The organism is Fibrisoma limi BUZ 3 (assembly GCF_000296815.2).
GTDB lineage: Bacteria > Bacteroidota > Bacteroidia > Cytophagales > Spirosomataceae > Fibrisoma > Fibrisoma limi.
Map to the genome: position 1 here is coordinate 288128 of NZ_CAIT01000005.1, position 12854 is coordinate 300981.

Consider the following 12854-nt stretch of genomic DNA (forward strand, 5'->3'; position numbering starts at 1 on the left):
AGTTCTACCGGAACCGGCGTTTCTTACCACCGATGCCCAGCGCGGACATAATCGGTTTGTAGAACAGCGCCAGCACGATCAACAGGACCAGCCACCAGTAATTTGTCAGGAACGTTTTCACTTGCTCCATTACAGTGGGTGCGCTGTAGTTGTTGTCGGTCGTGGTTGGCGTACCCGTACCGCTACCTGAACCACTGCCTGAACCGGAACCGCTACCAGAGCCTGAACCTGAACCACTGCCAGAGCCGGAACCACTGCCAGCGCCAGACGTTGCCGCTACATCGGCCCAACCTGCCTGTACGTTCATGTACACATCATTTGTAACCGTAGGCTTTTTGTGAGCCGGAACCCCACCAATAGCCTGGTTAGATGAATACGGCCCCAACGTACATTGGTCAGAGGTGTAAGGGAATACGAATTGCGCCGGGTCGCCGTTGGTTGTGTTAGTCCGCATATTGTCAGCATACGCCGGGACTTTAACGACGAGTGTTCCGTTTTCACCAGTCATTACAATGTACTTGCCTGGTACGGTCGTATCGTCTACGAAAATGGGCGATACTCCCGCCAAATAACCTACTTGTCTGATTGCCATTGAATTAAGGGTTTGGTTAAAAAAGAGAATTGATTAAGGGTTAGCGTTTAGTACTTTGGGGTTGCCTGAAAAACAGGAAGTAAAAGAAGGTCAGAACGGCCCCGAACGTCAGAATCAATACTTTCGGGTCTGTGAAATCAAGGTTAAATACCCGGCTCGAAGTATCCGGCGCTTGGTTGGTTGCGCCTACCTTTTGCCCCGTATCGGTATCAATGAAGGTGTAGCCACCCTGCACTAAATTCTGATTTCGAATGATGCCGTTTTTAGTCAGTACTGTTAGTGCCTTATCGCCGTATTTCAGAATAAAATCCAGCGTGTTAGCCAGCTTCGTATTACCGCTTGTTTGGGCTTCTGTTTTAGCGGTCGTCACATCGGCCGTTAGTTTTGGGTCTGACGGAGTTGTATAAGACCAGCCAACGTTTTCGTAGAAGTCCCTGAACGCCTGGTAGTCGTTGTCAGGATTGTAATAGACGCTCCATTGGTCGCCTATGCTGTAGGGTACGTCGTCATTCATAGTTTACAGGATTTGTTTATAATCAAACTCGAACGACTGTTTTACAGGCACTTGGAACCCTTCGGCATAAACTAAGCCGTCCAGCGTCAACCCAATCTTACCCGACTTGAACAGGTTCACAATTGAACCGGCTGCGCTGAGTAGATCAAAGTAGGAGATCGTAACCCGAACGGGTAGGGTCGTTTGGCCTTTGGGTGTTATCGTCGTGGGTTGCAGAACCAGCGCCTTACCCAAAAACTTACCGGCAGATAGCACGTCGAAATCAGCCGATTTAACGTTTACCGAACCGCTAGAAACGTTCTGCGTATTAAGCGGCAGATCAAACGAAATTTGTCCACCTTTCAGGCTTATGTTTTTGGGTAGCCCGACGTTAAATTCTAATTGTTTGGCCGTATTAACCTTGTTCAGAATGTAGAGAACAAGCATTAGCACGATTGCCAGAATTATAAAACCCTGCTTCATTTTACCGGCGTTTTTGGTTGCGTCTGCGATACCAGACAAGTAGTAGAAAGAGTAAACCCATGCCAGCCAGATAGTACCACGTCTGTACGGCCGTTGGTGCGTTGCTCGTTGAGTCCGTTGTGGTCGTGTTTGGCGTCGGTGTAACCTGTAGTTCGTCTACCAGACTCTTACGGATTTCAGCTAATTGTCCGGCGTCTTTTACGTAGTCCTGTAGTAAGGTTTGTAGCTTGTATTGCTCGATTTGTTGCGCGGCTGCTTCCTTACCGGAAAAGTAGGTAGCAAGCGGACCGACATACGGAATAAGCGACAGTACCGACGTTACAGCTTTAGAAATCGTATCGTAGTTTGATGAACCCGACGATTTGAGCGCCTTAAGCAGTTGGTCCGTTCGTGCCTTAATAAAAGCTACCCGGCTGTCAATCGCTTTTAAGCGTTCGTTTATCCAGTCAATTCGAGCCTGTTTTGTAGTGCCTTGAAACGGCACTTTCACGGCGTTTGTAGTCGTTACAGCGTCTTCATTCGTCTTACGTATCTGTTCTCTTACATTTTCAGGTAGGTAATGATCTTCCTTACCAGCAACACAGAAACCAAACACTTCCAGCTTGCAAGTTGTGAAGACAACTACATCGGGGTCGAATACGTCGATTGTTCCCGTATATGTCTGGTTAGTGTCTGCCATGTTCGCCGTTTTTTTGTTTCAGCGATACAATATTAGTATGGATTTGAATTAGGATTTTAGTTTGTGTATCTTAGTGTCACAATAGTAGAATAAACCCTTATATATCCCTGTATGAGCCAGTTAGCAGACGTAATTACACAAGGGGCATTTAATAAAAAGCAGCTTTTAGAGATGTACGGTAATGTCGATATGAAGACGTTTGAAGACTGGATACAGGATATAAAAACGCCGATTCGATGGAGAAAGGGAAAGCAGGTATTTCCACCTAAAGTAGTTCAACAGATTATTGAACACATTGGGCAACCAATCAGAATAAAAGTGCTTAACTAACTGCAACTATTTTAACCACCTATATAGAATGCAACAATTACAGATTATCGGTCGCTTAGGTCAGGACGCCGTAACCCGCGAATCAAACGGCCGTAAATTCGTTTCTTTCAGTGTTGCTGTTGACGACGATTATAAAGACCAGAACGGCCAAAAAGTTGAGCGTACAAACTGGTATGACTGCACTACAGAGCAATTAGCTGTAGCTCAATATTTGACGAAAGGAACGTTAGTTTTTGCACAAGGTAAACCACGTATTGACCAGTACACGAAAGACGGAAAGGTTTACGCTACTTGCCGTTTAAACGCCAGCAAAATACAATTACTGAGCAAACCACAAGATCAACCAACAACGCAACAACCAGCCCCGGCGTTAGTTACAGCCGAAGAAAAAGACTTACCGTTTTGATTAAACTTTACCTCAACAAAAAAAACCGGTCAGATTGGCCGGGGTTTTTTGTTTTATGCTATTGGCTTCCATCGTTCGGAGCGAACATTAAGTGATGCTATTACTCTATTTAATTTAAACGTCCTATTGTTGTTTTCAAAGTGATAGGTGATAAACCAATCACTCACGCCAATAATTGATAATACTTTACCATTCTCATTTTTGAATTTATCTCCTGAGTAAAATTCAGTTCTCATATTAAGCGTAAGTTTCAATGTTGCTGTGAAATCTTGTATCCTGAGAAATAACCTGTATTTCTACACTATACTTTGCAGATGCAAAGCCTTCGGCTGCAAGAATGAATAATACCCTAAATCCTGCATCATTCGCGTTTATGGCGTCAACAAATCCCCATTTGGTTGAACGGCCGTAGTTGTCTGTTACTTTGTACTTGTATCGTTTCATGTTTACAATTGAATAAATACCCTCACAAAAGCCTACCCCATTTTTACCGAAAGCCTTGCAAAAGCCTTCAGAAAGCCTAAAAAAAGCCTTATAGCAGGTATCTATAGGGAGCATAGGAAAGCGTTAAAATCATTGTGAGAACCATACAGCCCGGCACGATCAACCACGGCGCAACCCTCAGAGCGTAGGCGCTTCACAGCCGCCCGGCCTGTATCGTCGTTATCAAGGAAGGTATAGACCTTATTAGCGGCTTTGAGGGTTTCTAAAGCCCGGTTAAGATGGGAAGTAGAATTTAGTATGATAGCGTTGTTACGCATCTTATAAACCCCGAAATAGACTAAGGCAGATAGGAAGTCGAAAAAGCCCTCAAAGACATTGTAATCCGTTGCACCTGGTACTGAGATAGTAGTAATGTCCCCGGCTCCTATCCACGTCTTAAACCCTTCTGAGCGAACCGCCCAACTGCCTTTGTCAGTCTGGAACCCTATACCAAAAAACGCCCGGTTCTGTGCGTTCTGGTAGTGTATTTCCCGAACATAGGTGTAAGCGTAGTCGAACGGAATCCGGCGTTTTTCAACGTACTGCACCAATGCCCTATGCTGTAGTGGTTTCACAGCAACCACTTCGAGCCGTTGGGCATCTGGTTTCAATACGTAGCTTTTGGACCCACTGAGAGAGAACGGAACCGATTCAAAGCGTTCTAATCGCTGTAGCGTCCGGATAGCCGTAGGGAAGTCTACTTTATCGAGCAATCGAACCAGCCGGATTATATCGCCCTTTTCGCCACTGGAAAAGTCATTGAACACGTTGGCCGTTGGTTCGACAAAGAACGAAGGAGAACGTTCGTTTGTAATTGGCGAATGATATAAGTACTGTCTGCCTGTGCTATTTACCGGCGTAATCCCTTTCGTAAACAGATAATCAGTGATAGGAACAGATGTTTTAATCTGTTCAATTACTTCATTTTCGATCATGTCTTTGTGATTTGTGCTTTTTCTTTTAGCGGCCAAATACAATTTCTACGGCCGCTAAAAGAAAAGAGAGTGAAGAAAAAACTTGAAAACTATGGTACTACAACTTACTACCTTACTACATTGCTTACTATCAGCATTTTACACCACTATCGTACTTACTACATTTACTACCTTACTTACTATTTACCCTACTACATTGTAGTAAGTACTATATCTTGTAGTAAGTAGAATAGTAAGGTTACTACAGAAAAAACCGGCTTATACTGCTTGGAAACGCCATGTAGTAAGTGTAGTAAGTAGTAAACTAGAAAGGTGTATTTTTTTGATCGGCAACCCCGGCAGGTAGCGGAACCATAGAAGGAATAAGGGGTTTCAGCCAATAGCCATATACCGGAAAAGTCATACCCTGCTTACGGTGTTGTGCCTTTTCGATCTTCATCTTTTGCAGTGCCTTGCCAATGGCTTCTTTACTTATGCGTACCTGGTTGCCATACAGGTTTTGCAGTAAACGCATAATGTCGGTAGGCTGGTAGAACGTGTCTTCATCCTTGTAACCTTTCTCGAAGTGAGAAATCAGCAATTCGTATTCTACAGAGTCTTTGGCGTATTGCTCGTTATTCTTTTCTGAATACTCTACTTCTTCTTTTGTCAGTTTGTACGGAAAGCCTGTTTTTAACAAATAAAAGGCTTGCGCCCACACTTTATTAATGTCAACGGACATATAGCCATCCGGCCCGCCGTTATCGTGTTTGATGCCGTAGATTTGAAAAACCAACCAACGAACGTTGCCAGTACTATCAACCAAGAACTCACGTTCGTTTGTAGACGCAACAAAAGAGGCCCGTCTATCCATAATCGAGTCTTTACGATCATAGGGTAGACGGACCTTTATTTTGCTTTCTGAGAACATCGCTTTTACCCGGTTAATGTCAGTCTTTGACATTCCTTGTAATTCGTCGATGTTCAGTATAAAGTTTTCGGCTAATGCTCGTTTGCTGTCCTTACCTTCAAAGTCTGGGTTATCTTTTAAGTAGGCAGATAAAGCCGGGGGGCAAAGGTTACGAAGAAAAGAGCTTTTACCGTCGTTCTGCTTACCAAAGAAGGTTAAGCAGTGTTTATTAAAGTCTAACATTCCTAACCCTTGTGCCGCCATTCTTACAAGTGCTTTTTTAAATTGCGTTTTAAAGAAAGCATCGTCAGAGGTCCAAACGTAAGAACTTAATTCTTCGATATAATCAGTTTCTTTATTCCATTCTGGTAGCGAATCAAAGTATTGTTTAATCGGGTCAAATTGTGTTACGTAATCTGATTTCATAAGTGCGGTTAATTGTTTGTCAAATCCTGTAAAACCTTCTGTGAACAATTCAACTTGTAGATTGAACTCGTTTAGTGTTTTCCAATTGTCGGAGCCTTTTGGAGCGTATTCATAATCTAAACCGACGTTGTTAAACTTGAAAATGTAGCGATTGTCTAACCATTCTTTTAGCTCGTTAAACTTTATGGTTGGCATGAAATCGAAGGGTTATAGGTTGGATTGTTCTACACAGAGCGACGTATATCTATTGCCGGTAATTGACAAGCATAAAAGAAGCCGGTTAAATGCTTCCTGTAGTGTTGCCGCTTTTATCGTTCCGGCGTAACAGAGTTGCCCCCGGTTTTTAGCCTGGCAGTTATACGTAAAGGTTTTCATAGTGAAGGTTGCATTTGAAGGGTTGAGAGCATTACGGCCGTTGTCTCGTGTCGCTTTGGATTGTAATCCAGATTTACAATTGCTGCCTGAACAATCACATACGGAACATCTTCAACTATTGAGTAATACTGCCATGTATCAACCCACCGACGCCAGTAGTTTACATTGTTAATAATCCCTGCTTCCAGTAGAGTAGCCTTAAAATTGAGTTGTTTGGGTTTAGTGGCTGATTCGTAAGCCGTTCCGATTTGGTTTTTAGTCTTTTTTGACATTCAAACAGTGGGTGAAAGGTTAACCAATGAATAATTATTGTTTGGATTTGACGTTATATCGTTTGATTTTTACGATGTAACGTTTTGCAATGTTAAGACACATTGATGGTTAAATCAAACTTAAAATCTAATTAAAACTTTTGATTATGATTCACCAAGGCAAGAAACTAAGAGAGATTGCAAATGCTAAAGGCTATGATATACAGAGGCTTGCAGATAAACTAGATGTTCATCGGGTAACGGTTGAGACAGACTTTAAGAAAGAAAAATTGACTAGACGGATATTAGTAAAGTATGTGCCTGTACTTGGAATAGACTTAGAGGAGTTTTTTACTACAGAAAGTAAAGCCGAACGGAGAACAGTAAACTTAAATGACAGTGTAGTATCTCAGGCAGAGGTTATTGAGATACAGAAACAGCTTATAGAAGAACAGCGTAAGAGACTCGCACTAATGGAATATATGGTAAGTTTTTTTCCAAAAGCGGTGCAAATGAGATAACAGAATTTTTAACAAAGTTTCCATTTAACAACTCTAACAGGACTAGATAAATAGCCTTTTATGTTGTTTGGCCTGAGTTTCAGGCCGCACCGCTTAACAGATAACAGATTCCGACTATCTCCACCCCAAAGTCAAAGCTGTCATTCGATAATGACAGCTTTTTTGTTTTGAACAATTCCGGAACCTGAACAGTGGATGGAGTTGGTTCGTGCGGGAGGTGCAAGAGGGATACTGAGAATCAATTCCTTTTTCTATATTGTGCCTTCCTGAACTGATACCCTTCCTGTTTTTATGATACGCTTTCATTTGCCCGTTTCCTACCTCCTGATTAGCGGCTTAATAGGCCTGGCAGCCTGTCAGCCGGTTGATGTGTTCCGCCAGCCAGCGCCACAGGCAGCCGCCCGGGTGGGCGTATCGAACACGAACCCGGACGGGGTTATGATGCAGGGCTTTTACTGGAACGTGCCGACCCGAACATCCGCTGGAAGCTGGTGGCAGAACCTGCAGGCAAAATCCACTGAACTGGCCCAGTCGGGTATTACAGCCATCTGGTTACCGCCCGTTCATAAAGGTGGCAATGGGGCGTCGTCGGTTGGTTATGATGTGTACGACCGCTACGACCTCGGCGAATTTAACCAGAAAGGCTCGGTTGCTACCCGCTATGGTACGCTCAGTCAGCTTCAGGCTGCCATATCGGCTTTTAAGAGCAAGGGGGTAAAGGTCTACGCCGATATCATCATGAACCATCAGTTGTTTGCTGATTACCAGGAGAACATCAACGGTAAACTACTCTGGACGGGGTTCAGCTTTCCGGGACGCGGCAATACCTACAGCTCATTCAAATGGACGTCGGCTAACTTCAACGGCGTTCAGCAGGATAATCAGTGGTACAAACTCAACGGCCCTGACTGGGATTTCCAGCCGTATTACAATGGCGACGCCTATGATCCGTTGCTGGGCTGCGAAATCAAATACACCGACCGTCCGCAGGTTGAGGAATTGGTTAGCTGGGGCAACTGGCTGACTACCAAATTAAACTTGGATGGCTACCGACTCGATGCCGTAAAGCATATATACACACCGTTTGTAAACGAATGGCTCGATCGTGTAAAAGGATCGTCACGTTTTGCGGTAGGGGAAGCCTGGCTTAATAACATCGCTAACCTGCAGGACTATGCAGCCCGCACCGGTAACCGGATGAGCCTTTTCGATGTACCCCTGCATTATACATTTAAACAAATGAGTGATGGCAACGGAGCCTGGGATATGCGCGGGCTACAGTTTGCAGGCTTCATTGAGTCGAACGGTGATCAGGCAGTATCCTTTGTCGATAACCACGACACCGACGATAAAACCGGGGCGCTGTACTCGCCGGTGGTGAATTTCAAGATGCTGGCCTATACGTACATACTGCTTCGGCATCGCGGTTATCCCTGCATTTATTACCGCGATTTTTACGAATACGGGCTGGGGAGTAAACTCAAGAAACTGATTCAGATTCGGCGCGAAAACGCCTACGGTGCTGCCTACGAGTACACCACCGTAAATGATGCCGATGTGTATGTGTTCTCCCGCGCCGGCGACAGTACGCACAAGGGCCTTTTATTGATGCTCAACGATGGGCGAACAGGGGCTACCCGAACTGTTCGGACACCGTTCGTAAACGCTACGCTGGTCGATAAAACTGGTAACACATCCGGTACAATTAAGACGGATGCTAACGGCAACGGCGTGTTCAAGGTCAATGCCCGTAACTACGCTGTGTGGGTGCCCAAGGTGTAAAAGCTGACGTATCGCCTACCGCCCAATGCTCTTTCCCGCAACGTAGCCGGTGGTCCAGGCGTTCTGGAAGTTGAAGCCGCCCGTGATCCCGTCGACGTCCAGTACCTCTCCGGCGAAGAACAGACCCTTGTGCTGTCGGCTTTCGAGCGTGTCGGGGTTCAGGCTGCCAAGGGCAATGCCTCCGCAGGTAACGAACTCATCCTTAAATGTACTTTTGCCCACTACGTTGAAGGTGCTGTTGGTAAGCTGCTCGGTCAGGCGGTTTTGCAGTTTGGCCGGTAGATCAGCCCAGCGCTGGGTTTCCGCAATGCCGGTTTCCGCTACCAGGGCCTGCCAGAGCCGGTTCGGTAAGCCGAAGGGATTTTGCGACGACACCTGCTTTTTGCCGTTCTGCTGCCGAAACGCCTGCAACTCATCGCGGACCTGTGTTTCGTTGAGGGTAGGTATCCAGTGAACCCGTAGTGTAAAACGGTAATCGACAGCGGCCAGATCGCGGGCAGCCCACGCCGACAGTTTCAAGACGGCCGGGCCGCTGAATCCCCAATGGGTAATGAGTAGTGGCCCCTGTTGCTGCTGTTTAGTACCGGCAACCTGCACCCGGGCCTGCGGCACCGATACGCCCGCCAGCGAGAGCAGCGGACTATCGGGTACGTTGAGCGTAAACAAGGACGGAACCGGCGATTGCAGCGGCTCCGATTGCTCGGGCAGCCAGCCGTAGGACGGCAGTTGCGGGTAACCACCTGTGGCGACCAGCACCCGGTCGGTCAGCAGGGTTTCGTCGCCGGTCAGGCGTAGTTCCCACTGGCTGCCGTTGTGATGCAGAGACGTAACGCCACAACTGGTGCGCACCTGGATGCCCAGCCGACGGGCCGTATGGAGCAGACAGTCAATGATGGTTTCGGACGAATTGGTGGTCGGGAACATACGGCCATCGGCTTCGGTCTTCAGCGGAACGCCCTTCGTCTCAAACCAGCGGACCGTAGCGGCTGCGTCGAACTGATTCAGCAACGGACGTAGCCAGCGTTCGCCCCGCGGGTAGTGTTTTACCAGATTCCGGTTGTCGAAGCAGGCATGAGTCACATTGCAGCGGCCACCCCCCGAAATGCGGACTTTATTCAGAACGGTACGGTTTTTCTCCAGTATGGTAACAGTAGCTTCAGGAAACGTTTCGGCGGCTGTGATGGCCCCGAAAAAACCGGCTGCCCCTCCGCCAATGACGGTAATATTCAACGACGACATACAGTCAGAACAGTGGTTCATCGTTCGAAGTTCGTAGTTTGGTGCTGCATAAACAGCCACACAGCGTAAGAAATAAACTAAGGAACCGTTCCGTACCTTTGCCGTCATGTCCATGAAGTATAATTCATATCGCCGGGGTTTCCGGCTACGGGGTAATACGCTCGTATTGCTGTTCATCTTTTTTTTGGTTGGGTTGTTTCTGCGTTACGGGGGTCGTACGCAGCCGGTAGTCGCGTTCTGGAATGATGTCAGAACCATTCTCGGTATTGGACCGTCTGAACGGGAGCCACGAAAACGCAATCCGTATCAGGCCCCCGAGCCGCAGGCAGACGTAGCAACGGACGAATCGACGGATCGGGAAGGGGAGGAAGGTGTCGCCAGTGATTCGAAGGGTACTCCGGAGATGGCGTCGTCGCAGAATAAGCTGTTTGACTTTGAAAAACAGGTTGATTTTATCCTGCCAGCCTACCAGTCAAATGACGAAGTTGTGAGGCACGATGGATACACGCTGCGGTACCAGGAACGCTATGAGCAGGCCGACTGGGTGGCGTATCCGTTGCTTGGCTATGAAACAAAAGGTACTGCTGATCGGGATCGTGAGCAGTTCCAGCCAGATCCGATGGTCAAAACGGGTTCGGCCTTACCGAGCGATTACACTCGATCGGGCTATGACCGGGGGCACCTCGCTCCGGCCGGTGATTTCAAGTTTTCGCAACGACTCACCAGCGATTCGTTCTATATGAGCAACATGAGTCCACAGGCACCGGACTTCAACCGGGGTATCTGGAAAGAACTGGAAGAACTGGTGCGCAGATGGGCCGTGCGGGATCGGGGCTTATACGTAGTGACGGGGCCGGTACTAAAACCCGGCTTGCCCACCATCGGTCGTCAGAATGAGGTTGCCGTTCCGAAGAAGTATTACAAAGTGCTGCTGTACTGCAACAATCCCGAGATTCGGATGATCGGTTTTCTGCTGGACAATAAAGGCTCTGACAGCTCGCTCAAGCAGTTTGTCGTGCCGGTCGACCAGATCGAACAGCTAACGGGAATCGATTTCTTCCCTAAACTACCTGATAATCTGGAGCGAGAGCTGGAAAGTAAAGGGCGTTCGGAAGCGGTAGCAGAGTGGTTCAGCTATTGAGAGTGACAACGTGAGCGTTGTCCTCTGCATCAGGAAGTTGTAAGCTGCTGGATGAACTGCTGTAGCTCATCGGGGCGCTGGGTACCGATGAGTAGTTTCCGGCCATCGGCTTTGTCGATCATTAACCCTTTGTTGCCGGCGATGTTATAAGCCCAGCCGTCGAAGATCCAGCGGATGCCGTAGCCGATGAAACCGTAGCTCCGAACGTCGGCGGTTTTTATGGCCGACCAGGGTACCATGCGCCAGGGTATCACTGAAAAAAAACGGTAATGCACGCCTTGCTCATCTACTCGGGTGTCTAACCGCATTGACGCAATCAGCCCAACTGCACCAACTACCAGAATGAACGGCAGCCAGAGTCCAACCGAAGGATCTTTCAGCAAGGCCATGACCATCGCCACCAGGGAAAATAGTAACAGCGCCCAGATCCACCACTGACGGAAACGCTGGGTTTCAGTAAACGCCTGCATAACCGATTAGGTCTTCTGCTTCTTCTTTTTGGCTGCGGGGAACAGAATGTTGTTCAGTATCAACCGATACCCCGCCGAGTTCGGGTGCAGGTTCAGGTCGGTCGGTTCCTCACCGATCTCGTGCCGATAGTCTTCGGGATCATGGCCGCCATAGAACGTAAAGAACCCTTTGCCATAAGGGCTATGGATGTAGCGGGCTTCGCCGGCCGAGCGATTTTCGGCCATAATCACAACCTCCGGCTTGATCAGGTTCTTTTTAAACGCGGTCGTTTGCCCCATAAATCCTTTGATGACGTTCAGGTGATTCTGCGTCAGCATAGTCGGAATGGGGTCATACTTGGCCGAAAACTGGAATAGCGAGAAGTAATCATTGTGTTCGCTGAGGCCGCGCTCTTCCGGCTGGTTGTCGATGTTCGAGAACTCGATGACGTACGGATTCGTAAACACCTGGAAGTTGCGGAACGCAAACGTCTGGCTAAAATCCAGTTTGCTGTTGGCATTCGGATCGAACCCGTCGCCGTCGTAGAACGCATCGACGATGTCGGTGTTCTGGCTCGCCAGGGCGATGTCAAACGTATCGGTAGCATTGCACATGGCGAACAGATACCCGCCCCCCAGCACAAAATCCCGGATTTTCTGCGACACGGCCCGCTTCAGGTGCGGTACTTTCGAGAAGCCGAATTTGCGGGCAATGGTTTCCGATTCCTGCTTCTGCTGAATGTACCAGGGCTGGTCTTTGAAATGGAAAAACTTGCCGTACTGGCCCGTAAAGTCCTCATGGTGCAGGTGCAGCCAGTCGTACTCCGGGAGCTTGGCGTTCATCACCTCTTCGTCAAACACAACATCATACGGAATCTCAGCGTAGGTCATTACCATCGTTACGGCGTCGTCCCAGGGCTGTTTGGTCTTAGGTGAGTACACGGCGATTTTTGGCGCTTTCTGGAGCTTAACCGCATCCATGTTGGCGTCGGCCGCAGCAATTTCGCTCAGAATCTGGGCCGCCTGCGCATCGGAGATAACCTCGTAGCTGACGCCCCGGATCACCAGTTCATTCACGAATGACTGAGTTTGAGGCATCATAAACGAGCCGCCCCGGTAGTTCAGCAGCCAGTCAATTTCGGTATCGTGGGTTTTCAACACCCAATAAGCGATACCATACGCTTTAAGATGATTCTTCTGGGCATCGTCCATGGGAATCAGAATCTTGGACGCCCAGGCCTGTGCGGTTAGCGTCAAAATGAGGATAAGCGGTGTCAGTAGCCGTTTCATTGGTTTTCAGTTTACCCAGGCGTAGCGTAGCTTTGTACTAGTAACGAATATAAGCAAATTTTGTGCAAAAAAAGCGCCGGGTATGGGGCG

The 12854-nt window shown here is 47.7% G+C and carries 15 protein-coding genes; 5 read left to right on the forward strand and 10 right to left on the reverse strand.

Annotated features, from left to right (window positions below; translation table 11 throughout):
• Positions 1–4: 4 nt before the first annotated feature.
• From BN8_RS33165 to BN8_RS06130, 4 genes are read right to left on the reverse strand one after another with little or no spacing between them, the layout of a single operon-like run.
• The gene (locus BN8_RS33165) at positions 5–592 is read right to left on the reverse strand and encodes a hypothetical protein (protein WP_009280944.1); all 588 of its coding nucleotides are present in this window, start codon (positions 590–592) and stop codon (positions 5–7) included.
• A 40-nt stretch (positions 593–632) separates the two neighbouring features.
• Complete coding sequence (locus BN8_RS06120) at positions 633–1106, reverse strand: hypothetical protein (protein ID WP_009280945.1); 474 nt, start codon at positions 1104–1106, stop codon at positions 633–635.
• Positions 1107–1109: 3 nt separating this feature from the next.
• Positions 1110–1532, reverse strand: coding sequence for an LEA/WHy family protein (locus tag BN8_RS06125; protein WP_229367778.1), 423 nt, complete (start codon positions 1530–1532; stop codon positions 1110–1112).
• A 37-nt stretch (positions 1533–1569) separates the two neighbouring features.
• A complete protein-coding gene (locus BN8_RS06130; RefSeq protein ID WP_009280947.1) occupies positions 1570–2247 on the reverse strand; it encodes a hypothetical protein in 678 nt (225 codons plus the stop codon).
• A 111-nt stretch (positions 2248–2358) separates the two neighbouring features.
• Here BN8_RS06130 and BN8_RS06135 point away from each other — a divergent pair, with 111 nt between their 5' ends.
• Positions 2359–2577, forward strand: a complete 219-nt coding sequence (locus BN8_RS06135) for a hypothetical protein (RefSeq protein ID WP_009280948.1) — start codon at positions 2359–2361, stop codon at positions 2575–2577.
• A gap of 28 nt (positions 2578–2605) precedes the next feature.
• A complete protein-coding gene (locus tag BN8_RS06140) occupies positions 2606–2983 on the forward strand; it encodes a single-stranded DNA-binding protein (RefSeq protein WP_009280949.1) in 378 nt (125 codons plus the stop codon).
• A gap of 237 nt (positions 2984–3220) precedes the next feature.
• Here the strand turns inward: BN8_RS06140 and BN8_RS06145 are convergent, their stop codons facing one another.
• The 3 genes from BN8_RS06145 to BN8_RS06155 all read right to left on the reverse strand — a co-directional run bounded on the left by BN8_RS06145 (position 3221) and on the right by BN8_RS06155 (position 5911).
• Entirely contained in the window at positions 3221–3541 is a 321-nt protein-coding gene (locus tag BN8_RS06145; protein ID WP_040005489.1) for a hypothetical protein, read from the reverse strand.
• Positions 3529–4401: a DUF8464 domain-containing protein gene (locus BN8_RS06150; RefSeq protein ID WP_009280950.1), complete on the reverse strand. Its 873-nt coding sequence runs from the start codon at positions 4399–4401 to the stop codon at positions 3529–3531. Before BN8_RS06150 ends, BN8_RS06145 begins: the two co-directional genes overlap by 13 nt.
• Before the next feature lie 304 nt (positions 4402–4705).
• The gene (locus BN8_RS06155) at positions 4706–5911 is read right to left on the reverse strand and encodes a VapE domain-containing protein (RefSeq protein ID WP_009280951.1); all 1206 of its coding nucleotides are present in this window, start codon (positions 5909–5911) and stop codon (positions 4706–4708) included.
• A gap of 598 nt (positions 5912–6509) precedes the next feature.
• On the opposite strand from BN8_RS06155, the gene BN8_RS06165 reads away from it, so the two are divergent.
• Together BN8_RS06165 and BN8_RS06170 are read left to right on the forward strand one after the other, a co-directional pair.
• Positions 6510–6863 (forward strand): hypothetical protein, encoded by a 354-nt coding sequence (locus BN8_RS06165; RefSeq protein WP_040005490.1) that lies wholly within the window; start codon positions 6510–6512, stop codon positions 6861–6863.
• A 291-nt stretch (positions 6864–7154) separates the two neighbouring features.
• Entirely contained in the window at positions 7155–8645 is a 1491-nt protein-coding gene (locus tag BN8_RS06170; RefSeq protein WP_009280953.1) for an alpha-amylase, read from the forward strand.
• 15 nt (positions 8646–8660) lie between these two features.
• On the opposite strand, the gene BN8_RS06175 is transcribed toward BN8_RS06170, so the two are convergent.
• Positions 8661–9884: a BaiN/RdsA family NAD(P)/FAD-dependent oxidoreductase gene (locus tag BN8_RS06175; protein WP_040005491.1), complete on the reverse strand. Its 1224-nt coding sequence runs from the start codon at positions 9882–9884 to the stop codon at positions 8661–8663.
• Between the two features lie 106 nt (positions 9885–9990).
• On the opposite strand from BN8_RS06175, the gene BN8_RS06180 reads away from it, so the two are divergent.
• Positions 9991–11025, forward strand: a complete 1035-nt coding sequence (locus tag BN8_RS06180) for a DNA/RNA non-specific endonuclease (protein WP_009280955.1) — start codon at positions 9991–9993, stop codon at positions 11023–11025.
• Positions 11026–11054: 29 nt separating this feature from the next.
• Here BN8_RS06180 and BN8_RS06185 read toward each other — a convergent pair whose 3' ends face one another.
• Both BN8_RS06185 and BN8_RS06190 read right to left on the reverse strand, forming a co-directional pair.
• Positions 11055–11495 carry a hypothetical protein gene (locus BN8_RS06185; RefSeq protein ID WP_009280956.1) on the reverse strand — a complete coding sequence of 147 codons (441 nt, stop codon included), beginning with the start codon at positions 11493–11495 and terminating at the stop codon, positions 11055–11057.
• A 6-nt stretch (positions 11496–11501) separates the two neighbouring features.
• Complete coding sequence (locus BN8_RS06190; RefSeq protein WP_009280957.1) at positions 11502–12764, reverse strand: hypothetical protein; 1263 nt, start codon at positions 12762–12764, stop codon at positions 11502–11504.
• Positions 12765–12854 lie beyond the last annotated feature (90 nt).